The sequence below is a fragment of the Paenibacillus agaridevorans genome (assembly GCF_003112455.1).
Taxonomy (GTDB): Bacteria; Bacillota; Bacilli; order Paenibacillales; family Paenibacillaceae; genus Pristimantibacillus; species Pristimantibacillus agaridevorans.
Genome location: NZ_BDQX01000384.1, coordinates 13,967 through 38,542, shown reverse-complemented (window position 1 = coordinate 38,542; position 24,576 = coordinate 13,967). Strand labels below are relative to the sequence as shown.

Annotated in this window: 15 protein-coding genes; 9 read left to right on the top strand and 6 right to left on the bottom strand. The window is 54.9% G+C overall.

The window, feature by feature from the left end; translation table 11 throughout:
* Nucleotides 1-84 precede the first annotated feature (84 nt).
* Genes PAT3040_RS29570 through PAT3040_RS29560 form a run of 3 tightly spaced genes read right to left on the bottom strand, consistent with a single transcriptional unit; the run spans nt 85 to nt 1,695 of the window.
* Nucleotides 85-1,068 carry an ROK family protein gene (locus PAT3040_RS29570; RefSeq protein ID WP_108995508.1) on the bottom strand — a complete coding sequence of 328 codons (984 nt, stop codon included), beginning with the start codon at nt 1,066-1,068 and terminating at the stop codon, nt 85-87.
* Between the two features lie 50 nt (nt 1,069-1,118).
* The gene (locus PAT3040_RS37595) at nt 1,119-1,298 is read right to left on the bottom strand and encodes a hypothetical protein (protein WP_087571356.1); all 180 of its coding nucleotides are present in this window, start codon (nt 1,296-1,298) and stop codon (nt 1,119-1,121) included.
* Nucleotides 1,299-1,317: 19 nt separating this feature from the next.
* Nucleotides 1,318-1,695, bottom strand: a complete 378-nt coding sequence (locus PAT3040_RS29560; RefSeq protein WP_108995507.1) for a hypothetical protein — start codon at nt 1,693-1,695, stop codon at nt 1,318-1,320.
* A gap of 152 nt (nt 1,696-1,847) precedes the next feature.
* On the opposite strand from PAT3040_RS29560, the gene PAT3040_RS29555 reads away from it, so the two are divergent.
* The 3 genes from PAT3040_RS29555 to PAT3040_RS29540 all read left to right on the top strand — a co-directional run bounded on the left by PAT3040_RS29555 (nt 1,848) and on the right by PAT3040_RS29540 (nt 9,739).
* Nucleotides 1,848-4,424 carry an ATP-dependent DNA helicase gene (locus PAT3040_RS29555; protein ID WP_108995506.1) on the top strand — a complete coding sequence of 859 codons (2,577 nt, stop codon included), beginning with the start codon at nt 1,848-1,850 and terminating at the stop codon, nt 4,422-4,424.
* Between the two features lie 1,455 nt (nt 4,425-5,879).
* Complete coding sequence (locus PAT3040_RS29545) at nt 5,880-7,625, top strand: ABC transporter ATP-binding protein (RefSeq protein ID WP_108995504.1); 1,746 nt, start codon at nt 5,880-5,882, stop codon at nt 7,623-7,625.
* A gap of 32 nt (nt 7,626-7,657) precedes the next feature.
* Nucleotides 7,658-9,739: an ABC transporter ATP-binding protein gene (locus PAT3040_RS29540; RefSeq protein ID WP_108995503.1), complete on the top strand. Its 2,082-nt coding sequence runs from the start codon at nt 7,658-7,660 to the stop codon at nt 9,737-9,739.
* Between the two features lie 155 nt (nt 9,740-9,894).
* Here PAT3040_RS29540 and PAT3040_RS29535 read toward each other — a convergent pair whose 3' ends face one another.
* Nucleotides 9,895-12,147, bottom strand: a complete 2,253-nt coding sequence (locus tag PAT3040_RS29535) for a helix-turn-helix transcriptional regulator (RefSeq protein ID WP_108995502.1) — start codon at nt 12,145-12,147, stop codon at nt 9,895-9,897.
* A gap of 372 nt (nt 12,148-12,519) precedes the next feature.
* Between PAT3040_RS29535 and PAT3040_RS29530 the strand changes: the two genes are divergently transcribed.
* From PAT3040_RS29530 to PAT3040_RS29515, 4 genes are all read left to right on the top strand, one after another.
* Complete coding sequence (locus PAT3040_RS29530; protein ID WP_108995522.1) at nt 12,520-13,458, top strand: ABC transporter permease; 939 nt, start codon at nt 12,520-12,522, stop codon at nt 13,456-13,458.
* Nucleotides 13,459-13,474: 16 nt separating this feature from the next.
* On the top strand, nt 13,475-14,344 hold the full coding sequence (locus PAT3040_RS29525) for a carbohydrate ABC transporter permease (RefSeq protein WP_087571362.1): 870 nt from the start codon (nt 13,475-13,477) through the stop codon (nt 14,342-14,344).
* Between the two features lie 89 nt (nt 14,345-14,433).
* Nucleotides 14,434-16,005, top strand: a complete 1,572-nt coding sequence (locus tag PAT3040_RS29520) for an extracellular solute-binding protein (RefSeq protein ID WP_108995501.1) — start codon at nt 14,434-14,436, stop codon at nt 16,003-16,005.
* 79 nt (nt 16,006-16,084) lie between these two features.
* On the top strand, nt 16,085-17,890 hold the full coding sequence (locus PAT3040_RS29515) for a glycoside hydrolase family 20 zincin-like fold domain-containing protein (RefSeq protein WP_108995500.1): 1,806 nt from the start codon (nt 16,085-16,087) through the stop codon (nt 17,888-17,890).
* Nucleotides 17,891-18,153: 263 nt separating this feature from the next.
* On the opposite strand, the gene PAT3040_RS37590 is transcribed toward PAT3040_RS29515, so the two are convergent.
* On the bottom strand, nt 18,154-19,821 hold the full coding sequence (locus PAT3040_RS37590; RefSeq protein WP_181376912.1) for a carbohydrate-binding family 9-like protein: 1,668 nt from the start codon (nt 19,819-19,821) through the stop codon (nt 18,154-18,156).
* Nucleotides 19,822-19,992: 171 nt separating this feature from the next.
* Nucleotides 19,993-22,620: a putative bifunctional diguanylate cyclase/phosphodiesterase gene (locus PAT3040_RS29505; RefSeq protein ID WP_108995499.1), complete on the bottom strand. Its 2,628-nt coding sequence runs from the start codon at nt 22,618-22,620 to the stop codon at nt 19,993-19,995.
* Nucleotides 22,621-22,809: 189 nt separating this feature from the next.
* Here PAT3040_RS29505 and PAT3040_RS29500 point away from each other — a divergent pair, with 189 nt between their 5' ends.
* The gene (locus PAT3040_RS29500; protein WP_246608369.1) at nt 22,810-23,292 is read left to right on the top strand and encodes a MarR family winged helix-turn-helix transcriptional regulator; all 483 of its coding nucleotides are present in this window, start codon (nt 22,810-22,812) and stop codon (nt 23,290-23,292) included.
* 27 nt (nt 23,293-23,319) lie between these two features.
* Nucleotides 23,320-24,576: MMPL family transporter (locus tag PAT3040_RS39155; RefSeq protein WP_258235226.1), on the top strand; the 1,257-nt coding region annotated here is incomplete at its 3' end.

Below are 24,576 nucleotides of genomic sequence, written 5' to 3'. Positions count from 1 at the left end.
TCATACTGAAAACTCCTTTGAAGCTGCTGGTATAAAACAAATAAGATAAAAAAAGTATCCAGCCTTCTTCAACCCAAGCAGATGTTATCGGGCGCTCTCCAGCCGCTCCTTGGCATAAGCCGCCGCTCCGATCATGCCTGCCCGACCGCCAAGATGAGCCGTGACTACGCTGCAGGCGCCCGATGACAATTGAAGCGTATGCTGACGGATGGTTTCCCGAACGGTGTTCAATAGACGGTCCCCGGCTGCCGATACGCCGCCTCCGATGATAATCAGCTCCGGATTGAATAAGTTAATGACGTTCGACAGGCCGAAGCCGAGAAGGGTGCCCGTTTCGTGCATGACCTCTATAGCCAATGGATCTTCCAAGTCATAGGCATCCGAGATGAGTTTGGCGGTGATAGCCTTATAATCACCATTAACCCAGGTTTGAAGCACGCTGCCGGCTCCGCTCTCCAGCTTCTCCACGCAGGTACGTACCATGCCGATCGCCGACACATACCTGCCGAGACATCCCGAGCTGCCGCATCTGCAGGGCCGGCCTGCCCGGTACATGTTCATATGACCAATCTCGCCGACACTGGAGGTGGTGCCGTACAGCACCTTTCCATCCACTACGACCCCGGATCCCAATCCTGTCCCAATGGTGATCAGCACGAGGTTCTTCCGTCCTTTTCCCGCTCCATAATGCCATTCCCCATACAGATTCACTCGGACATCGTTGTCAATGAATACGGGGAAGGACAAGTTCTTGCTCATCTCCCTTACAACATGGATATTCTCCCACCCAGGGAAGTTCGGAGAGAAGATCGAGAGTCCTTCCTTGGGATCCAGCAAGCCGGGGATGCCGAGTCCCATGCCCGCTACATGCTCGTCTTTCAGCCCTTGAGACTGCATCATCTTGCGGACAATGCTTTTCATGGTGCGTAGCACATGATCGGGGCCTTTCGAGGCGTTGGTGGGATCGCTTCTTTCGGTAATAACGTTCAGATTGATGTCCAGCAGGGCCGACTTTATATGGGTTCCGCCGAGGTCGATGCCAAGGAAATAGTTGGGTGCTTGGTGCATGTGGGTGTCTCCTTCTTGATAGCGTACGGTGTAGCGACCTTGTGCCATGCTCATTTGACGGCAACAAACTGGAACACGCCAATAGAAACCATTAAAGCAAATAAAACAATGATAAAAGTTATGCCGAATCTCCAAAGATTCGATCTCCGAGGAGTGTTGTTAACCTGATTCTCGAGTGTCGCGATCCGCTGCTTTAGTTCGTCGATTTCTTTATTTTTATCATTGTCCATAGCAGGTGGAATTCCCTCCTTAAAAGTCTGGCTGTATCAATATGATTTCCTTTGCTGCAAGATTGAGCGGCTCTTCTTTTTCGAAGCTCCGTCTGATATTGACGGGCTCGGAAAAAATGATTTTGACAGTTGATTCGGATGGAAAATCTTCTGCCGTTAGCGATTTGCCGTCTTCATCACGAAAAGTTGTTTGATCTGTAATAGAAACAGCACAACTATAACCGACAAGAAGAATGAAATCCGTCTTTTTTCCTTTGTTCACCTCATCGGTACAGTCCACATGCAAGATACCGGCTTCCATGCTATCAATCATTCCTTGCATGGACTTAGACGACGTCCCGCCGCATCCAGCAACAAAAGTACAAATAAGGATCAATAAAACAAAGCTTCGCCCCATTGTCAGCACCCCTCTTCTATCTTCCAATATTTAGACGGAAACTACAACAAAATGTTGACCTGCCTCGCCGCTCCAACAGATTAACCTGCTTACCCCACTCTTTAAAAGTATGGTACAATGGCGGAACAAATGTTCTAGAAGGGCGGCTGGCAATGGACGAGACGAAGGAGAAGGCGGCAGAGGAGCGCGAATCCGTTCAACGGGAGCCGGAGCTTCGGGATGGCGAAAAGCAGACCGAGAAGCCGCCGTACACGGTGGCGCTGCCGGTCCGGCAGCTTGTGGAGTACGTGTTCCTGAGCGGCAGCATCGACTCTCGGATGCAATCCATGGAGTCCTTGCAAGAGGGAACGAAGGCGCATCAGCGGATACAGGAAACGTACGGCGAAGGTGATCGGAAGGAAGTCTACCTTAGCGCCGAGATTTTTTGCGACGGCCTGGTGTTTGCGGTGGACGGCCGTTGCGACGGGCTGCTTGCGACGGAACCCGCGCCGACGATCGACGAGATCAAGTCGACGCGAGCCGACCTAGCAACCCTGGAGGACAAGCCGGTCCATTGGGCGCAGGCTTTATTTTACGCTTATATGTATGCGCGTGATGAAGGACTTCCGGCTATCGGCATTCAGCTCACCTACGTGCACAAGGATACGGGAGAGACGAGGCGGTTCCATCGGGAAACAAGCTTTGGCGAGCTGGAAGAGCAAGTGATGCATATACTTCGTCAATACGCGCCTTACGCCAAGCTGAAGCAGCGACACGAGGAGACGCGGGATGCCAGCATTCATGCGCTCGCCTTTCCGTTCGACCATTACCGTGCAGGACAACGCAAGCTGGCGGGGGCGGTCTACAAGACGATCGGGGAGGGAGTATCGCTTTACGCGAAGGCGCCGACGGGCATCGGCAAGACGATTTCGACGACGTACCCCGCCATCAAAGCGATAGGCGGCGGGCTGCTGAAGCGGCTTTATTATTTGACCGCGCGCACGACGACGCGGGCAGCGGCGGAGGATGCGCTTAGGCATATGCAGAACAGAGGGCTGCACATCCATTCCGTCACCATTACCGCGAAGGACAAGATCTGCTTCCAGGACGAGGTGCGCTGCGACAAGGAGCATTGTCCGTTCGCAGACGGCTACTACGACCGCATTAACGGCGCGATCCTCGACATGCTGGAGCACGAGACGATCATGTCGCGTGCCACGATCGAGCAATACGCCAGAAAACATACCGTCTGCCCTTTCGAAATGTCGCTTGATGCCGCCTACGCTTCGGACGCGGTCATCTGCGACTACAACTATGTGTTCGATCCTCGCATCTCGTTCAAGCGGCAGTACGCCGAAGGGAAGAAGGCGACGGCTTTGCTCGTCGACGAGGCTCACAATCTGGTCGATCGGGCAAGGGATATCTTCTCGGCGGAGCTGACGAGATGGCCGTTCCAGACGCTGCAGCGGGAGCAAAAGGGCGGCCATCGCGGTCTTTACGAAGCTTCGAAGGCGATCAATGAATATTTTGTCGCGCTTCGCAAGTCGATCGAGGACAATAAGGACAAGCCTATCGTATCCGATATGCTGCCGGACGAGCTGGTAAAGCATGCGGAGCGCTTCGCCTTGGCAGCCGAGCAGGTGTTGGAGGGCGGTTATGGGGGAGCCTTCGGCCAAGGGGCAACGGGAGGCTTCGGCGTCGGCAGCGGCAGCATGGCATCTGCGCCGGCGGGCACATCAGGCGCGCCAGACGCATCAGGCGCATCGGGTGCGGGCCTCGCCGGCGTAATTCCGGGTGCTTCCGGCGCGAATGCCTTAAGCGGCAGCAGGGGCGATGAGGGCGATACTACATTGCTGGACGCGTATTTCGCCGTGCAGCAATTCCTTCGCACGGCCAAGCTCTACGACGAGCGCTTCGCCACGTTCGCGGAGGTGACGCGCCTTGACATGCGGGTGAAGCTGTTCTGCATGGACCCGTCCGAACTGCTCAAGGAGGCCGCCAAGGGTTACCGGTCGCATGTCTATTTCTCCGCTACGCTAACCCCGGTCCGATACTACATGGACATGCTGGGCGCTTCCGAGCAGGACTATACGCTGGCGTTGCCGTCCCCCTTCGAGAGCGAACGGTTGCAGGTCGACGTGCGTCCCATCTCGACGCGCTACCAGGACCGCAACGACTCTTACGGACCAATAGCGGAGCTTATCGCCGATACGGTCGGCAAGCGCAAGGGCAATTATTTTGTGTTCTTCCCTTCTTATGCGTATATGAAGGACGTCTACGATGCATACACCAAGCTTGAGGGAACGGACCCGAGAGCCGTCGTCAAGCTGCAGCGCACGGACATGAGCGAGGAGGAGCGCGACGCGTTCCTGGCGGATTTCCAGCCGGGAGGCGAGCGGACATTGGTCGGATTCGCGGTGCTGGGCGGCGTTTTCTCCGAAGGGGTCGATCTGCCGGGCGATCGGCTGATCGGGGTTATCGTGGTCGGCGTTGGTTTGCCGCAGCTCGGACTGGAGCGCAATCTGCTCCGGGACTTCTTCCAACGCGAGGGCAAAAGCGGCTACGATTACGCCTATGTCATCCCGGGCATGAACAAAGTGCTGCAGGCGGGAGGAAGACTTATCCGGACGGAGACGGACAGCGGCACGATTACGCTTGTGGACGATCGATATTTGCAGCCGTCCTATCGCAGATTGCTGCCGGAGGAGTGGCTGGCAAGCCTCGCCAATGAAAAAAGCCGTCAGGGATAAACCACCTGACGGTCCTTTGAGTTCGAGATTGGCCACATATCGTAGACATAACGGGCTCGTCTCATACGTATGGAGTGTCCCCTCGAACAATCTCTTTCAGGATATTCAAGGGGACACTTTTGCGTTTCATGAACAAGATGATGCAGATTTTACTCGAAAACACTCCTCATTGCCCACCTATCTGCATTCATGGATCACTGTCCCAGGTGCATCCCACCTACGAACTCTTGAATATCCCCACTACCCATCCGTACGGATATAGAACAAGTATGGCAAAAAGCTTCCTATATGAGGACAACGTGTTAAGTTTCGCCATCTCCCCTAGAAAATCTCTTTACGGTCTTGCACATAGCATGGCCCGATCATCGACCTCTCTGCATATTTGTGCATTTATCCCCAATTTTTTAAACAAACAGGATCCCTGCATAGCGAATTGTACAAAAATACACAAATTCTCGCTTCACATCGTCGTTCGGGACCTCTCTGAACTAAAATTTGTGTATATATGTACAAATGTACGAATAAATTTCTCTTACCTCATCTAAATTGTGTATTTTTGCACAATTGTTGTACCGTTTGTGAAAATACCCAAGGGTCCGCACCATCACGAGCGCCAACACCAGCACTAGCACTAGCACCAACACCAGCACCAACACCAGCACTAGCACCAGCGCCACCATCCGCCTCCAATTCGTGCCCAGCTCTCGTAGCCGTTAAATCGGCGTAAACTACGCAAAACTAATCTGCATCTGAGAGCGTCGTAAACAAGCCGTCGCGGTCAGAGCCCTTGGACTCCTTGATTACTGGTTTCTAAGGTGTCCTATTTCAAGCCCTGCAAGCGACTCGAAATGGATGCTTTCCTATGCGGCAAGGCGAAACGGCTACGCCGTCCTATGGCGGAGGGGCTCGTAACGTTTCCATGCATTATAGGTCAAGTATAGAGGAAGCTTAGATCCCTATAATTTGAGCAAACCTCTGCCCTCGGCCTTTCTGAACGCCAATTCGGTAAAAAATAATTTTAGCGAAGATTACAATTGACAGTGTTTTCTTCCGATGTTAAAGTGACAAAGTGGATTCAAGCAACGGCTGATGTCTGGGAGGCATAGCGTGCTTGAGTGAACCGGCTATACGAACAGAAGATAATGAGAGAGGGGATTACGAGCTATGGATAACAATGGACGTTTTAACGCCATCCATCATGATGCGCATTTGCATCAGCTATATTTCATGGACGTAATCTACTCACGCGAGTTGTCTCTTTGATACAAAGGGAATCCCCCCTGGATCGAAGGCGTGTGGTTACGTTGCCGTAACTATGCGCCTTTGCTGCGTCAATAGGAGCTTTCGCGAACCCGCTATGCGGGTGCGAACTCCCTTGGACGAGGAAGCGTGTCGCTTACGGCGGCATGCTTTTTTTATATTCAAGAGGTTCGAACGGAAGGTGTGAGGCTAACAATGTTCAGCGTATTAACGAAATTGGGCTGGTTTTTCAAGCTAAGCTGGAAGCGATACACGCTGTCGATCACGCTGCTCGTGCTGACGGGCATTATCGACATTATCCCGCCATGGCTGCTCGGCTACATCGTGGACGGCATCAGCCAGAGCACTCTTGGGACGCCGGAATTCAACCGCATCATGTATTTGTGGATCGGGCTGACGGTTGTCGGGTATCTGATTACTTATGTGTGGCATTACAAGCTGTTCGGCGGCGCCTTCGTGCTGGAGCGGCTTTTGCGATCCAGTCTGATCGGACATTTTCTAAAGATGACGCCAACGTTCTACGAACGCAACCGGACGGGCGATCTGATGGCGCGCGCGACGAACGACCTTGGCGCGGTAGCGACGACGGCGGGCTTCGGCATTCTGACGCTTGTCGACTCTACCTTGTTCATGATCACGATTCTGATCGTAATGGCGGCGGGAATCAGCCTGAAGCTGACCTTGGCGGCGTTGCTGCCTCTGCCGCTAATGGCGATCGCGATGTCCTACTACGGGAAAAAAATTCATGAGCGGTTCACGGATGCACAGGACGCGTTTGGCGAGCTGAACGACAGCGTGCTGGAATCCGTATCCGGCGTTCGCGTCATCCGCGCCTTCGTGCAGGAGGAAGCAAGCGAAGCCCGCTTCGGCGCCAAAACCGACGAGGTACTGGGGAAAAACATCGCCGTAGCCCGCATCGACGCGCTTTTTGAGCCGACGATGAAAATGTTGGTCGGCACAAGCTACCTGATCGGTCTCTGCTATGGCGGCTTCCTCGTATTCCAGAACGAAATTACGCTGGGAGAGCTGGTTTCCTTTAATATCTTCCTGGGAATGCTGATCTGGCCGATGTTCGCCATTGGCGAGCTAATCAACATTATGCAGCGCGGCAACGCTTCGCTTGACCGGGTCAACGAGACGCTCGGCTACAAGCCGGACGTAAAGGATGCTTCGGAGCTTGCAGAAGTAAGCGAGCCGACGGAGATCGAGTTCGACCGCGTAACGTTTAAATATCCGTCGTCCGAGACCGACAACTTGTCGGGCGTTGCAATCGAGCTAAAGCAAGGACAGACGCTTGGCATCGTGGGACGTACGGGCAGCGGCAAGACGACGCTGCTGAAGCAGCTGCTTCGAGAGTACCCCGTAGGCAAGGGGGCGCTCAAGCTGTCCGGCGAACCAATCGAAGGGTTATCGAAAGACAAAGTGCTTGGCTGGATCGGCTACGTGCCGCAGCAGCCGATTCTGTTTTCGAAGACGATTAGAGAAAACATCTTCTTCGGGCGCTCGGGCGCGACGGAGGAGGAGCTTCAGCGGGCGCTGGAGCGAGCTTCGTTTGCGAAGGATATCGTATTTTTGCCAGAGGGGCTGGATACGATGGTCGGCGAGAAGGGCGTCGCCTTGTCCGGCGGTCAGAAGCAGCGGGTCAGCATTGCCCGCGCCCTGATCGCGGATCCTGACATTCTGATGCTGGATGACGCATTGTCGGCGGTTGACGCAAAGACGGAAGCCGAGATTATCGATGGCATTCGGACGGAACGTGCTGGCAAAACTACGCTTATTACGACGCACCGGCTGTCGGCCGTGCAGCATGCGGACTGGATTATCGTCATGGACGATGGACGGATCGTAGAGGAAGGCACGCATGAGACGCTGCTGGAGCGCGGCGGCTGGTACAAGGAGCAATACGATCGCCAGCAGTTGGAAGCGACGATTGAGAATTAAATTTAACGAAGAGATGGGAGGCGTGGACAACGATGGGCACATCAACGGGGACACCGACGGGTAAACGGTTGTTTCAATACGCCATGTTATATAAGAAGCCGATCCTGCTAGCGATGCTGTTACTCGTGCTGGCCGTGGCGGCCGAGCTGACGGGACCGCTGATCGCGAAGCGGATGATCGACCAGAACATTCTCGGCATCGAGAAGCCTTGGCACGAGGTGCAGGGCGAGCGGGCTTACGCCGTGGAATATAGGGGCAAGTGGTATGTCAGGGAAGATCGCCTCAAGTCGGACGGCGGAGAAGCCGGCGGCGAGTCGCAAGGGCAAGCGGTCGGAGCGGCGGCAGCCGGCAAGGAAGTGCGCGTCCTGCAAGTTGGTCGGAGCTATTATTTCCTCGATGGGGAGCTGACGCAAAACGGCGCCAAGAAAGTAGACGGCGGCCTCATGACCGTTACCGATCCCGATACGGGCGCATCTGCGCAGTTTCCGGTGCAGAAGCTGACAACGAAGGAGCTCTACGCCTTCTACAAGCCGGAGGTGCCGGGATTGCTTCGGCTCGCCGCGATGTATTTCGGCCTGCTTATTCTGGTTGCGCTGTTCGCTTATGGCCAGCGTCTGCTGCTGCAGACGTCCGCGAATCGTATCGTGCGTCAAATGCGCGGCGACGTGTTCGCGCACACGCAGCGTCTGCCGGTGCAATACTATGACAATTTGGCCGCGGGCCAGGTCGTCTCTCGGGTTACGAACGATACGGAGGCCATTCGGGAGTTGTACGTGGGGGTTCTTGCGAACTTCTTCACGGGGACGATCTACATGGTGGGCATCTTCGGGGCGCTGTTCCTGCTAGATACGCGTTTGGCGCTTATCACGCTGCCGCTTGTGCCAATTTTGATCGTTTGGATTATCGTCTACCGCAAGTTCGCGGCCAAATATAACCGCATTATCCGAACGAAGCTCAGCGAGATCAATGCGATGATCAACGAATCCATCCAAGGGATGACGATCATCCAGGCGTTCCGGCGCCAGAAGGAGACGACGAAGGAATTCGAGGAGCTGAACAACTACTACTTCAAGTACCAGAACAAGCTGCTCAGCCTCAACTCTATCACGTCCCACAACCTCGTCAACGTCGTAAGGAACGTGCTGTTCCTCATCGTCATCTGGATGTTCTGGGGTGGCACGCTTGGCGCGCTGGTCACGGTCGGAGTGCTGTACGCGTATGTCGATTATATGAACCGGATGTTCGCGCCGATCGTCGGTATCGTCAACCAGCTGTCCAATCTGGAGACGGCACGCGTCTCGGCGGAGCGCGTGTTCAAGCTGATGGACGAAGAAGGAATCGACGTAACGTCGGGCAAGATGGAGCGGTACAAGGGCGACGTCGAGTTCGACAACGTCACGTTCGCCTACAAGAAGGACGACTACGTGCTAAAGGGCATCTCCTTCCACGCCCGTCAGGGCGAGACGGTGGCGCTGGTCGGCCACACGGGCTCGGGCAAAAGCTCCATCCTGAACTTGCTGTTCCGGTTCTACGACACGAACCAGGGAAGAATTGTCGTCGATGGCAAAGATGTGCGCGACATACCCAAACAGCTGCTACGCCAGCATATGGGCATCGTACTGCAGGATCCGTTCCTGTTTACGGGGACGATCGCCTCGAACGTCAGCCTGGACAATCCGGCCATCAGCCGGGAGCAGATCGTGCAGGCGCTCAAGGACGTCGGCGCGTACGAGATGTTCATGAGTCTGCCGGGGGGTATCGACGCGCCGGTTATCGAGAAGGGGGCGACGCTCTCCGCAGGACAGCGCCAGCTCATCTCCTTCGCGCGGGCGCTTGCTTACGATCCGGCGATTCTGATCCTGGACGAAGCGACGGCGAGCATCGACACGGAAACGGAGGCCATCATTCAGGCAGCGCTCGACGTTCTGAAGAAGGGCCGCACGACGTTCGTCATCGCGCACCGGCTGTCGACGATCCGCCAGGCGGATCAAATCCTGGTGCTTGACCGCGGAGTTATCGTAGAACGAGGCAACCACGACGCGCTCATGGAGCATCGCGGCAAATATTATGCGATGTATCAGCTGCAGCAGGGCGGGGCAGCTCAGCCGGCTTAGGAAGCGGCTAGTATAACGTGTACAACTTCATCTAGCGCGCCAAGAAGCGCCCTAAGAATCCGTTGATTCCTGAGGGCGCTTCTTCGCTTTGCTGGCGGCTCATGTTTATTCGATCCATGATCTCTGAAAGCTGAAGCTGATCGCTGACAGTGATCTCAGATGTTCCGCTTCCGGTATTCCCCCGGCGTAATGCCGGAATATCTCTTGAACATGCGGATAAACGAATTGACGTTATGATACCCGACTTCGGACGCCACATCCTGGATACGCAGCTCCAGATTCAGGAGAAGCTCCTTGGCGCGCCCGATCCGCAGATCGTTTAGGTAATCGCTAAAGTTTGTGCCCGTCTTCTCCTTGAAGTAGCTGGAGAGGTAGCCGGGCGTAATGTTTAGCTTATCGGCCACGAGATCAAGATTGATATCCTCTCGGAGATGGCTGTTCAAATAATCCGTGACGAAGCTTGTGATGGGGTCTTTCGTCTCCGTCCTCGCCCGGATGGCGAACATGGCGGGGCGGATAAGCTCGCGGAACCACTGCCTATACTGATCGGCGGAGTAGAACCGGCCAAGGGCATCGTAATCGTGCAGCTTGCCGTCGAAAGCGGACTCGGGCACGTTAAGCTTTGCCAGCGCCTTCTCGACCTGCTCCGCCACTCCTCGCGCATAGGACAGGAAGTCCGCTGCGGGGGCATCCTTTTTCGTGAGCTGCTCCAGATGGCGCTCCACCCACTCGAATACGGCGTCCTCGCTCCCGGACAGAAGCCGGGACTGCAGTTCCTCGCGCTGCGTTACCTTTAAAGGAAGGGCTCGCGTGCCCGGGGAACGAGGTTCGGCGATGATTTGGGTTTCCCCCGTCAGCCTCTTCTCCTTCAACAACTGCAACAGCTGCTCGTACGCGAGCGTAATTGGCATATCCTCCGGGTAGATCGGGCTGACGGCGATCGTCAGGCAAAGATAGTCTTCGACCTGCAGCAGCTCCTTCAGCAGATTCAGCACGCGGTGGATTTCCTGGATGGAGCCCGGTTGGAACAGCAGAGACATCAGCTGGTTGTGCTCGATCTGCAGCGTGACGGGCTCCTCGCCGAGTCCGGCGAACAGTCCGTGGACGAGCTTACGGAGCAGCTGGATCTCCTGATCGTATTCGGAATCCGTGTTCGTAAACCCGATTTCATACAGGACGGCCGCGTAAGGCTCGTTCAGTTGAACCGCGTCCTCGAGCTCGGTAAGGTTCAGGTTCATCGGAATGTTCTTGACTTTGTTCGTATACGCGTATTGGCGAACCAGCGAATTTTTTTTATCGAGGTCCTCCTGAATCCGTTCGTTGGCGTTCATGATACTGCTCATCCGGTCGCTGATAATCGCGAATTCCTTGACCGAACTGGCGGGCACGGGCATCGTCTGCTTGCGCTCGAGCGTGGCGATAATGCGTTTGAGCGGATGGTTCAGCCTGAGGCTGAACAGCGCTGAGCCGAAAACGCTGACGAGCACGGCCGCGGCGAGGAGCGTCACGAGAAGGATGTTCAGCTTCATCATCTCCGACATAATGCTCTCGATCGGCGCGACACGCACGTAGGTGAAGCCGGTATCCGCGCCTTGCTCATAGAAGTAATAATGCCCTCCGCTGCGTTCGTGGCGCTTGCCCTTCTCGTAGGAAGCGGGACTGCGCACCTCAACGAAAGGATGAGAAGCGTACAGCGTCCGGCCTTCCTCGTCCAGGATGTAGAAGGGCTCTCCCGTGTTCGCATATGCCGTATTGAGCTTGCGAGGATTCATCATGATGATGCAGTACACTTCCTTGTACGGCGCGGCTTTGATAACGACGGGCAGCTGCAGCCCGAGCGAGCGGACGTTGTTCATGGACCGTTCCGTAAAGACAGCCGCCGGCAAGATCCGCATGAAGTAGTTGTCGGCGGCGAAGGAGCTCCAAAATTCCGGCGGGTAAGCTTCGCTGGCATAATAGCTTCCGAACATATCCTCCATGCTGCTTGTGCCCTCCTTCTCAAGGACGTAGCCGCCTTCCTTGAAGTAGAGAATGAAGTTGTCGAAATGAAGGAACGGGTTGCTGTACAGCTCAAAGAGGTCGCTCTTGACCTCGTTGACCTTGTCGTAGCGGCGATTGTTGGATACATCGCTCAAAATGCCGATGTTGGCGATCCAGCGATCGGATTGGGTGAGCGAAAGAATCATATTTTGGGTCAAACGAAAGTGGTTTTCGTAGCTCTCCACCGTCTGCTTGATGCCGAGCTCGTTGTAACGGACGATCTCGTCATAAAGTTTGTTGCGCAAATAAAGGAAGGAGAACGCGTTAAAGGCAGCGAGCACCAAGATGACGCTGAGGAAGCTGATCATCAGCTTGACGAGCAGCGAATTGGATGCAAAACCTTGCTTGAGCTTGAACAATAGGGTCATCTTTTAACGCACCTCCTGGCAACGGCGGACTATGCAGATTTGCGGATCTATCCTCTATTGCATGCATTCCTTAGCTGGATTGCCGCGGATGCCGGGCATTGCGACGAAGGGATAAGAGCGGGTACCCGCTTTAATAAGTTCTATCATACTGGTTCTGAGCTAAAGCGGACAATATGCACTTTTCATCATTTATACTCATCTCTTCCGATATTCGATGGAATGGTGATTTCAAGCCTAATGTGAGGATTTATTTCACCTGTCGACGGGAAGTATACTTCAATCACAAGGTCCACGACGCTTGTGTCAGATAGCGTTACATTCATCAAAAGTCGAGGAGAAATGTGTATGGCTCATACGAGTGTTACGTCCGGCATGGAGGAAGCTATTGTGCTGAACCGGCGTCGGCCGGGCAAGCTGAGGCGGTTGTGGCGGAACAACAAATATTTGTGGTTGATGTTCCTGCCTTGCCTCATTTATTATCTCGTCTTCCGTTACGCGCCGATGTTCGGGCTCGTGATTACGTTCAAAAATTATAATCTGTTCAGGGGCGTATGGGAAAGCGATTGGGTTGGCTTCAAGTATTATCGGATGTTTCTGGAAAATCCAGACTTCCTGCTGCTAATGAAAAACACGTTCCTGCTCGGGATCATGAATCTGGCATTAGGGTTTCCTGCTCCGATCATACTCGCGCTTCTCCTTAATGAGGTGCGGAAGGCGGCGTTCAAGCGGTTCGTGCAGACGGTCAGCTATCTGCCTCACTTCATCTCCAACGTCATCGTCGCGAGCATGGTCATCATGTTTCTGTCGCCGACGGGCGGTCTGATCAATGAATTGATAACGGCGCTTGGTTTCGAGCCGATCAACTTCATGAACGAGCCGGGGATGTTCCGGTGGATCTACGTGCTGTCGGAGATTTGGCAGCATATCGGCTGGGAGACGATTATTTATCTGGCCGCGCTTACCGCCGTTGATCCGCAGCTCTACGAGGCGGCCAGCATCGACGGAGCGAGCCGTATGCGCAAGCTGTGGCACGTCACGCTGCCGGGCATCTCGTTTGCGATCGTTATCACGCTCATCCTGAATATCGGTTCGGTGCTCGAGATCGGCTTCGAGAAGGTATTTCTTCTGCAGAATCCAGCCATCTACGAGACGGCCGACATTATCAGCACTTACGTGTACCGGATCGGCATGGAGCAGGGCAACTTCAGTTATGGCGCCGCGATAGACTTATTTATGGGCATCATCAGCCTGATCTTCATTTATACGGCCAACTTCGTAAGCCGCCGCGTCAGCGAGACGAGCTTATGGTAGCGAGGGGAGAACGAAAATGAAGCTGGAGCGATTAAGTTTATTTCATGTCGTCAGCACGGCCGTGCTGCTGCTTGTCGTCGTCGTGACGTTATATCCGTTCCTCCACATGCTTGCGGTCTCCTTGAGCGGCGACGCGTACGTGATGAGAAACGAAGTAACGATTTTGCCCAAAGGCTTGAATTTCAACATGTACGAGATCGTGCTTGGCGACCCCAAGATGTGGAACGCCATCAAAAACACGGTTGTTTATACGGCGGTTGGCACAACCATCGCGCTGATCGTCACCTCGATGGGCGCCTACTCGCTGTCGCGCACGAATATGGCGTTTCGCAAAGGGCTTATGATGATGATCGTGTTCACGATGTTTTTCGGAGGCGGCATGATCCCGACATTTCTCGTCGTTCGTTCGCTGGGCTTCGTCGATACGTTGTGGGGCATGGTTATTCCGGGAGCCGTCAGCACCTGGAACCTGATTTTGATGCGGACCTTCTTCTCCGGCATTCCCAAGGAACTGGAGGAGTCCGGCCGCATGGACGGCCTTAATGACCTAGGCATCTTCCTGCGCATTATTGTTCCGTTGTCCAAGGCTTCCTTCGCTACAATCGCCCTTTTCTACGCGGTGGGCTTGTGGAATAATTTCATCTACCCGCTCCTGTACTTGCGTACGCCGGATCTATTCCCTCTGCAGGTGCTCCTGCGGAACCTGGTCCTGGCCGGCAGTGTCAGCTCGGGAGACGTAACTCGAATTGGAGGTGATAATCAAATCGTTGAGGAATCGTTAAAGTACGCGACCATTATGGTTTCGACGCTTCCGATTCTCATCGTGTATCCTTTTATTCAGAAGTATTTCGTCAAGGGGGCCATGATCGGGGCGGTCAAAGGCTGACGTTCCTTTGCTCCGGCTGGCAAGGCGCGGGGGGAACCCGCGCTTGGCATTCGCAATCTATCAACCATTATTTAAGGGGAGTTGGTACTATGAAAAAAACGTTTGCTCTCGTACTATCCGCATTTTTAGCGGCTTCGTCGCTCGTCGCATGCTCGAGCAACGGCAGCAATAACGGCAACGGCGCCACGGGAGGCAACGCAAGCTCACAACCGTCCGCTACGGCAGACGGGGGCCAGTCCGCGCCGGTTGACAAGACATTTACCGCGCTGCTTGACAACAACGCAACGTTCCCGTATTCGGAAGATTGGCCGATCTGGAAGTGGCTCAAGGAGAAAACCGGAGTGACGCTCAACGTGCAGACGCCTTCCGGCAAACTGGGCGAATCGCTAAACCTCGTAGTTGCATCCAAGACAATGCCCGACTTGATGTATATGCCGAACCGCCGCGAGTCCAATAAATTCGGGCAGGACGGAGCGCTCGTGGACATTATGCAATATGTCGACGGGATGCCGAATCTAAAGAAATGGATTGAGCAATATCCGGAGGAAGCAAAAGCCGCTTTATCCCACGACGGAAAGATGTACATGTTCCCGAACCAAGGATTCGGCGAAACGAATCGCATGATCTGGCTGTATCGCGAGGATGTATTCGCGAAGGAAGGCTTGGCGGCTCCGAAGACGTACGACGAGCTCTACGAGTCGCTTAAGACGCTGAAAGCCAAGTACCCGGACAGCTACCCGTTGTCGATCCGCTACGGCCAAATCCCGGATGAGATGAATACGAATATGACGGTTAACTTCGAGACGGGCGAAGGCGCGTACTTCGATTTTGAAGCCAAGGAGTGGCGTTACGGTCCGGTAGAGGACAACTACAAAGCAATGGTTGGCATGTGGAAAAAGTTCTACGACGAGGGACTCATTCCGCCGGACTTCCTCTCTCTGCAGACGAAGCAGTGGCAGGACATGATGTCGACCGGCCAAGCGTTCGTGACGATCGACTACATCAGCCGCGTTGACTTCTTTAACAATGCCATGCAGAAGGAGAATCCGGAGTTCAACATGCAATTTATGGCGCCGCCGGCAGGATTGCCGGGAGGCAAGCAGCAGAATCCGTACTTCCACTACATGGAGGGCGGCCTGACCGTGGCGTCGACATCAAAAAATATCGAGAGCGTCATGCAGTACATGGACTTCTTCTATTCCGAGGAAGGACGCACGCTCACGAGCTGGGGTGTCGAGGGTGAAACGTTCGATAAGGAAGGCGGAGCGAACAAGTTCAAGCCGGAATTTACGGACGTTACCGAAATGCGCAAGGCGACAGGGCTGCAGACGAGCGGAACGTATACGTGGATCGATTACGATGCGCATCTGTCGTTGTTCTCGGAGGATCTGCAGAAGGCCTATACGGAAGCGGCCAAATACGACCTTCCGGCGATGCAGCCTCGTCCGGCCTTTACGGAGAGCGAAAACGAAATTATCTCGCTGACGGGACAGGCGATCAAGAAGCACCGCGATGAGAGTCTCGCGAAGTTTATTACGGGCTCCAGAAGCCTGGAAGAGTGGGATAAGTATGTGGAGGAGATTAAGAACCTCGGCGTCGACAAGCTGCTGGAGACTTATCGAATCGCTTACGATCGCGTACAAGGCGTGGAGCTGAAATAAGGTGAACGACGCCGGCCCTGGTCGTGTAGACGGATTACGCCAGGGCCGGCATAGAAGGCCGCAATGGAGGAGACCTGGCATGATATCGTTACTACCTCAAGTGAAGAGATTGGAATACGAAGGGGAGGCGGGTTTTTCATGCGAGGACCCGCTCCTCGTCGAGTTGTCGATGGAGCAGGAAGACCTTCGCCTGGAGAGGCATTGCCGACGCTTGCTGCCCGGAGCGGCTGTTACCGTAGAAACGGGGGCTCCAGGCTATAGGGTCCGGATCTCCCGCGCAGGAGGGAACACGCCCTGCGCCTTGGATACCGACATGGAGGCAGGGGCGGCATCCGAGAGAAAAGAGGGCTACTCCCTGCGAATAGGCGTGGACGGCGCCATTATCCGGGCGGCGGATGCTCCCCATTTGTATTACGGGCTTCAGACATTCCGCCAGATGATGGAGCAGGGCAATCCCGTCCCTTCCGCGCTCATCGAGGATTGGCCGGACACGGCGATCCGTTGCATGAATTATGATCTGAGGCAGACGTATTCCAAGCCGGAGCGTCTCGTCTCCTATTTAGCGGAATTCGCCCGCTTTAAGATCAACGCGGTTTTGATCGAATATGAAGATAAATTCCCGTTCGAGACCTATCCGCATTTGGTGCATCCGAAACACGCATTAAGCAGAGCCTCGTTCGAGGAGTTGAAGCGGGAGGCGGAGGAGCATTATATCGAGATTATTCCGCTGCAGCAGTGCTTCGGCCATCTCGAATACGTGCTGCGCCACGACCGCTATAAGCATCTGCGCGAAACGGAGCAATCGATTGGGGAGCTGTGCCCGTCCCGGGAGGAATCGTACGAGCTGGTGACGGGTCTGCTCGGGGAGATGATGGATCGTCATCCGGATTCCCGTTATATTCATCTCGGCTGCGACGAAGTTTACAGCCTATGCGAATGCGAGACCTGTCGAGAGCGCTTTGAAGGCGTGCGAGAGCGGGCGTTCATCGCTTTCCTGAACCGATTGATCGCGTTCACGGCGGACCGCGGCCGCATTCCGATCTTCTGGCACGACATGCTGGCCAAGTGTCCCGAAGAAGAACTGCGGAAGCTGGACCGTCGCGGCGTTGCGATGATCTGGATCTACAACGGCCGCAACATCGAGGCGGAAGTCTCAGCGATCGCCGATAAGTTCCGTAATCTGGGCGTCGGGGTTATGGGCGCGCCGGCCGTCCGCAGCTTCGATTGGGCGGAGCACCAGAATTACCCCGTGATCGGAAATCGGACCGATAATCTGCTGCAATGGGCCGGGACGGCGGAAAAGCTCGACTTCGATTGTGTGGTCGCGACCAACTGGACCGGACCGTTCAGCCTTGGGGTGCCGTACGGCGTGTTCGAGACGACGTGGTATCCCATGCTGCTGCACGCCGATTTGTTCTGGAACAGAAGCGGCGGCGTTTCTGAGACGTTTATCGATCGGTTCCTCCATGCGTTCCACGGCATCGAGCCTTCCGCCGGTCATACGAAGCTGGGCAACTACAGGCTTGAGGACTATTACGATATGATCCCGAAGCTGCTTGACGAAGTACGGCTGAACCGGGACTACGCGGAGCTGATCGCGGTCATGCGCGATTACGAGACAGCGACGGATCGGTCGCGGGCGATTCACAAGTACGTCTACCGCTGGGAGCTATTTCCCGGCGATGCAGCCGAACGGCGCTCGCTGCTGAACAATTATCAGCGCAACAGGCGGGACCGCGAGGATGTCAGGCCGAGAATGCAGGCCGCGCTGGAGCGTTACCAGCCAGCGGATATGGCCTCGCATTTCGTATTGTCGCGATTTTACCTGCACGATTACCTGGAACGTACAATCTACCGGGAGATAGGCATGAATATGGAGGATTAACGGAGTCAATTAGGCACGTTCCAGTTTATACGCGAAAGGACCTCGAATTCCCTGTAAAGTCGGGAATGAGGTCCTTTTTCTTGAAAGAAACAAACTTCACAAGAGCAAGAAAATCACAAATCGGCTTTTGGGACAGCCCCTAATTGTGCTGCTTGCAAGGATTGGCATAGGTTGGCCCAAGCGAAGGGGATGCCACGCCATCTAGCATAATTGCTCCGCTCCGAAGCTGAAGCCGAAGCCGAGGCCGAGGCCGGTGTATGCCTTCAGCCTAATATGAGCCAGCCAAAGTCCTCGCTGCGATGGAAATCGGGTGTGTCCGAACGGACGCGGGACCAGCTGCCGTAATGGGGCTGTGCGGTTTCGTCGCCGCACTTATAGAAGTTGCCCCGCATCCTCGTCCCGGAAGCAGGCCGGAAGCTCGGTACCAAGCTAGTAAGCCAGGACATGGGCAAGCGCATGCTGACGCTCCAATACCACTCGCCGGTAATCGGGTCGCGGAGGTTCGTCTCCGCGCGGATATGCAGGGGCGGCACCTCGTCGGGAGCCAGATAGACACGGTCATGCCGATCCTTGCCGAAGCCGGCCAGTATCGTTCCCGCGGCGTTTAACTCTAGGTTCAAGAAACGATCGTCCGTATCGGGAGACGGCTGCAAGAAAAACTCCAGGCAGCTGTCCGTGTAGACCGGATCGTTCTGGCTTCTATAGCGCACGAGCGGATCACGCTCGTAAGCGCGCAGGCAGATTTGCAGCTCGTCCTCCGTGTAGGACACGCTGGCGCGAGCCTTTGGTCCATGTTGATCGGGCAGCCAATGGTAGTGCAGTACAGCGAGCTCCCCGCCATCACGGGCTTCCGACCAGGCGCCGTGAATCGACAGGCGAGCCGGAGGGATGGTCGCGAACGCCTCCGCCCCCGATATCGGCGTCCTTGCGGCAGTATTCCCAATGCGCTCCTCTTGTCCGCTCCGGTGGGAGCGGTATATGCCCTCAAGCACCTCAACGATATGCGCAGCCTCCTCCACCGTGCAGGAGAGGGAAGCGCCTGTTTCGATAGTGGACAGCAAATCCTCCAGCTGAAGGATAAACGGCTCGGAATCCGAAGGCGTGTCCAGAAGCTCGTAGACGCCTCCATTACTTTTGTAAAGAGCTTGTCCCGTCTCCAGCCACAACGAACCGTTTGTGAACAGCAGCTCCGTATAGTTGGCGGAGGCTCCCTTGTATCCGGACTGTACGACTGTGGCCGTTACGCCGTTCTGAAGCCGCAGGTACGCCATGACGCTTCCTTCCACGTCGCCCCGATTACCATGGTAGGTCATGTTGGCCGTGACCGAGGCAACGGGACTGTCTACCAGCCAGACGAGCTTGTCTACGGAGTGCGAACCGAGATTAAACGCCACGCCGCCTCCCGACAAGGATTTGCGGAGAAACCAGTCTGGCCGGCTCTCGGCGAAATAATCGGCATGTCTCACGTCGTGCACCATGAACAGCTGTCCCAGACCGCCCTCCCGAATCAAGCGGCGGGCATGGAGGTTATGGGCCAAGTAACGCTGCGTATGCCCAACCAGGATCGTAACGCCGCTTAGCCGGGCCTGCTCCATAATTCGGCGGCATTCCTCGGGATTCAGCGCCATTGGTTTTTCCAGGAGAACGTGGCAGCCCTCCAGTGCGGCGAAGTAAGCCGCTTCCGCATGCAAATAATGCGGCAGAGTTATAATGACGATGTCCGGCCGCTCGGTTCTGATCATTTCTTTGTAATCCGCGTAATGCTTGAGCAAGGAACCGTAACGCTCCGACGCGGCCTGCAAGCGGCTTTTGTCCAAGTCCGCAGCGGCAACGGCTTCGACCCTGCCGCCCGATTCGTTCATATGCTTTAACGCGTCCAAGTGTTTTTCCGCAATTCCTCCGCATCCTGCAAGTGCTACCCGATATGTCATTGTATCGTACTCCCCCAGTACCTGATTCTGTTTCAATGCCAATAGTTTATCATGGAGAGTCGATCCTGCCCATCGGCTAATTTAGTGATTTATATGCCGTTTTTGAGGGAAATGACAGCCGGGCAATCGACGTTATCCTGCAGCAATCCGAGAGAGCGCTTGGTCGCCCCTCTACTTTAACAGTTCCTTCAGTTGCTCCGCGGGAAGCGGGCGGCTGAACAAATACCCTTGCAGCTCGTCGCAGCGAAGGTCCTTGCAAAATTGCGACTCGTCTGCCGTCTCGACGCCTTCCGCGACGACTTTCATGTTCATGCTGTGCACGAGATCGATAATCGCTTTGACGATGGAGGACTTCTTTTCGTCGCTTGTAATGCCGCGTATGAACGAACGGTCCAGCTTAACGTCGGAGATCGGCAGACGCTGGAGCTGATTCAGCGAGGAGTAACCCGTGCCGAAGTCGTCAATGGAGATCTGGATCCCCCGCCCGCGCAAATACAAAATCGTCTCGATGACCTGCTCCATATTTCGCATGAATACGCCTTCCGTAATTTCCAGGCTGACATAATGCGGATCCAGTCCTGTATCCGCAAGGCCGCGCTCCACCATTTCTTTGAGGTTGCCCTGAAAGAAGTGGCGGGCGGAAATATTAACCGATACGCTGATCTTCTTAAGCCCCGCATCCTGCCATTCTTTGTTCTGCCGGCATGCTTCCCGGAATACCCAGTTGTCGATCTCAAGGATAAAGCCGGATTCCTCCGCAAGCGGAATAAATTTGTCGGGAGGAACCATGCCAAGCTCCGGATGGCTCCAACGGATGAGCGCTTCGATGCCGCATAGCTCGCCGGTTGCCGCGTTTATCTTTGGCTGGTAGTGGAGAGAGAACTGCTCCTCCTTGAGCGCCTTGTACAATCCGTTGTCGATCTGCATTTTCTCTTCGACTAGCGGCGCGAGACTTGGCTTAAAGAATCGGTAATAGCCGTTGCCCTCTTCTTTGGCATGGTACATGGCAATATCCGCGTTGCGGATTACGGTGTCCATATCGGCGCCGTCCTCGGGATACTTGCTGATGCCGACGCTGATCTTTACGAACAGCGGTTTCCCTTCAATAACAAATGGTTCGTCGAAGGAGCTGCAGATGGCGCGGGCCCCTAGCTCAAGCTCAGCTTCGTGCTTGTAGGCGTAGATAAACACGAATTCATCGCCGCCGAGGCGGAAGACGTCGCATTTTTTGCCGGGGTAATTCATAAATCGATGCGCCACAAGCTTTAGCAACTCGTCGCCAGCAGAATGGCCGAGCGTATCGTTGATCTGCTTGAATCGGTTAATATCGGCGAAAAACACTCCGATCCGAAGGCCGCTGCCGGTCGCGTGTTCGAGATCGATTAATTCCTGCAGATGCTTAGTGAAATGCAAGCGGTTCGGCAGTCCCGTCAATACATCGTAGTAGGCGAGCTGATGGAGCCGCTCTTCGGATTGCTGCAGCAGCTCCGCCTGCGCTTGCAGCCTCTCGTTGCTCATCTGCGTCTCGGTGAACAAGTGGCGCAGGTTGCTCGCCATATGCTTGAAGTTCGAAATGAGCGAATGGATCTCCAAGATGTTGCTCCGAGGCCATTCGGGCTCATGATGCTCCTTCAGCTTAAGCGGCAGATTGGTAGTCGCCCCGGCGAGCCGCTGCAGGCTGCCGGAGATTGACCTTTGGATAAACAGTGAGAACAGGGCGGCGGCGAGGCCGGCTATGGCCAGAAATAGAAGATGAGCCTCATATTTGTCATACAAATAGTTCTGGTAGCTGCTGAGCTGCACTTCGATCAGGAAACGGCCGGAGCCATCAAGCAGCCCTTCCTCGTAAAGAAAGTGCTCATCGCCCCATGTGGTCGCAACCAGACTGTGGGTTCGGGGAGTATGCTCGGAAAACTTAAGCTTGTCCGAGATTCGCACATAGGTGCGGTTACTCTCAGGTATTCGACTTTTTCCGAGCAGCGAATGGACGTTGGAAGCGATAACGGTCCCTTTGCTATCGACCAGACTGATAGTGAAGAAGCTTGACGAATAGCGGTCCATAGCGGCTTGCAACTGCTCCGTACGCTGTTCGATCCAAGGGATATCGGAAGAAGCGTGTTCCCATTCCTTCGTGAGCGCGTAGATGGTTTGTTTGGCCCGAACTTGCACGTTCATGCCAACTTCCTTGAAGGAACTGACAGTGTTAACCATCATATTGAGCAGGAAAGAGATCATCACGATGCCAAACGCAAAGTGGAGAAGGATCTGGCTGAATGTGCTTGGCTTGCGGCCGGAATCGAGAAATCCGAGAAGTCGATGCTTGGGCGAATATTGATGAATAATCTCGGCGAACAGAGCGTTGAACAATCCATTAATCACGACAATACCAACGAATAGGCGAATATTATCAAAGCCCCCGGCATATTCATGCGCGTAGAAAGCATAGGTTAGCGGGATGCCAAGAATAAACCAATAAACGGCATCCATTGCGAATAATCGTCCCGGATAACGCCGCAACAGGAGGCCGACAATGACAACCTCGAGGATGCCTAGAAGGTTGATGAAGGGTTGTCCCAGCCAAATAGAGCCGATGCCGTAAGCGATAGCGGCGACGATTATGCCTCTCCCCAGGCCGAACATGCGCAAGGAAAGCAGGGTGAACAGACTGGTAAATGTGAAGATAATGCCATATATGAATTGAAATTTGCCCCATTCGCTCAAAATGGCTAGTGCCGTTATTAGGCAAAGCAGCGGAATGTACAGCCCTTGTCCGGGATGATTAGATGAGGGATTAGTCACTTGCGGCCTCCGATGCGGGTTAATGTTTAATGTAGAGTTATCCGCTAATTTCACCTATAATTCGACAAAATTTTCTAAAATCCTGCATGCTCCCTACAAATGTGGAAGTTGCACGATCAGACGATCATCTGGTATAGTTCTACTATCGAATAGTTAGACAGTAGAACTAAGTAGTGGAGGTAAGAAAAATTGTCGAATAACTGTCATGGCGACATGATCAAAGAATTGATCCACAGGTACGAACGCGCCCACTTTACCGTAGAGCGGAAATTGTACGCGCTGCTCAGGGATTTGATGCCGGCAGAACTCACCGTGGATCAATTCAACATGATCAGGTTTTTGCAATTCAACGGGCGCAGCACGCCGTCGGAGCTGGCCGAGGTGTTCGGCGTGGGCAAGAGCTCCATCACGGCGATCATCTCTCGTTTGTCCGATAAGGGGTTCATCCGCAGATTATCCGAGGAGAGCGACCGCCGAATCGTCATTCTGACTCTCACGGAGGAAGGAAAGCGGCTGTGCGAGTCGATAGATGCGCGCGTAGAAGCGATGTTGGCGGACATTATGAATCATTTTGAGGAGGAGGAGGCCGAGCGGTTCATCTCTACCTTCGAGAAGCTGGCGGACGTGATGGCGGGAACGGCGGGACTCGGGAGCAATGAGGGCAAGGAATAGAAAGAGAGAGGAAGAGGGAGTGGAAACATGAGGTATGTACTGAAATTCAAGTGGCTTGTATTGGCGTTATGGGTGGTCGCGGCGGCCGGATTGATGCTTACCGCTCCGAACATGGCGGAACTGGTCCGAACGAAGGGGCAGATTACGGTGCCGGACGGCTATTCTTCCAAGCTTGCGGGCGAACTCGCTGCGGAGATCGGAGCAACGGCAGGAGCGGAGGGAGAGGCCGGAGGCATGTCCACGGTGCTTATCTTCCATAAGGAAGGGGGGCTTGGCGAAGAGGGCCTGGCGGAGGCGAAGGCTACCATCGGAAGACTGGCAGGCGAAGAGGGCAAGGCGCTTGGCATACTCGACCTGACGACCCACTTCGATATTCCCGAGCTGGCGGATCAGATGGTGTCGGAGGACGGCAGTACCGTGCTGGCCCTGCTAAATGTCAGTGCGGGCGACCGCGGGCTCGGGACCGTGCGCGACGAGTTGTACGCGGCCATCGATAACGTATCGCTGGACCACTACTATACGGGCGAGTGGATCATTAGCGAAGACGTGGTGCAGAGCTCGGAGGAAGGGCTTAAGAAGACGGAATATATTACGGTAGGTTTCATTCTGGTCATCCTGTTTATCGTGTTCCGTTCCGCCGCTGCGCCGCTCGTGCCGCTGCTGGCGGTAGGCTTCAGTTATCTGGTGTCGCAGTCCATCGTTTCATTCCTCGTGGAATACGCGGACTTCCCGCTGTCAAACTTCACCCAGATCTTCTTGGTGGCCGTATTATTCGGTATCGGGACGGATTACTGCATCCTGCTGATCAGCAGGTACAAGGAGGAGCTGGCTCATCGCGGAGACCGTACCGAAGCTATCATTCATACGTACAAGACGGCAGGCAAAACCGTACTCTTCTCCGGGCTGGCCGTCCTCGTCGGATTTGCCTCCATCGGCTTCTCGACGTTCGTCTTGTACCAGTCCGCCGTTGCGGTCGCGGTGGGAATCGTCATCCTGCTGCTGGCGCTGTTTACGCTGGTGCCGTTTTTCCTCTCGGCGCTCGGCAACGCGCTGTTCTGGCCGGCAAAGGGGTCGCTGGAGCACAAGCAAAGCCGTCTGTGGGGTTCGGTGGGCAGCTTCTCGCTGCGCCGTCCGGTATGGGCGCTTGTCATTTTGCTCGTGCTGATCGTGCCGTTTCTCGCGGCGTATAAGGGCACGATCTCTTTTAACTCGCTTGACGAGATCGGGGAGAAATACGATTCTGTCAAAGGTTTTAACGTTATAGCAGAGGGCTTTAGCCCCGGC

Excerpts from the sequence above, each read along its gene's own strand:
- PAT3040_RS29570 (WP_108995508.1), bottom strand. The coding sequence starts at position 1,068 with ATGCACCAAGCACCCAACTATTTCCTTGGCATCGACCTCGGCGGAACC.
- PAT3040_RS37595 (WP_087571356.1), bottom strand. The coding sequence starts at position 1,298 with ATGGACAATGATAAAAATAAAGAAATCGACGAACTAAAGCAGCGGATC.
- PAT3040_RS29560 (WP_108995507.1), bottom strand. The coding sequence starts at position 1,695 with ATGGGGCGAAGCTTTGTTTTATTGATCCTTATTTGTACTTTTGTTGCT.
- PAT3040_RS29555 (WP_108995506.1), top strand. The coding sequence starts at position 1,848 with ATGGACGAGACGAAGGAGAAGGCGGCAGAGGAGCGCGAATCCGTTCAA.
- PAT3040_RS29545 (WP_108995504.1), top strand. The coding sequence starts at position 5,880 with ATGTTCAGCGTATTAACGAAATTGGGCTGGTTTTTCAAGCTAAGCTGG.
- PAT3040_RS29540 (WP_108995503.1), top strand. The coding sequence starts at position 7,658 with ATGGGCACATCAACGGGGACACCGACGGGTAAACGGTTGTTTCAATAC.
- PAT3040_RS29535 (WP_108995502.1), bottom strand. The coding sequence starts at position 12,147 with ATGACCCTATTGTTCAAGCTCAAGCAAGGTTTTGCATCCAATTCGCTG.
- PAT3040_RS29530 (WP_108995522.1), top strand. The coding sequence starts at position 12,520 with ATGGAGGAAGCTATTGTGCTGAACCGGCGTCGGCCGGGCAAGCTGAGG.
- PAT3040_RS29525 (WP_087571362.1), top strand. The coding sequence starts at position 13,475 with ATGAAGCTGGAGCGATTAAGTTTATTTCATGTCGTCAGCACGGCCGTG.
- PAT3040_RS29520 (WP_108995501.1), top strand. The coding sequence starts at position 14,434 with ATGAAAAAAACGTTTGCTCTCGTACTATCCGCATTTTTAGCGGCTTCG.
- PAT3040_RS29515 (WP_108995500.1), top strand. The coding sequence starts at position 16,085 with ATGATATCGTTACTACCTCAAGTGAAGAGATTGGAATACGAAGGGGAG.
- PAT3040_RS37590 (WP_181376912.1), bottom strand. The coding sequence starts at position 19,821 with ATGACATATCGGGTAGCACTTGCAGGATGCGGAGGAATTGCGGAAAAA.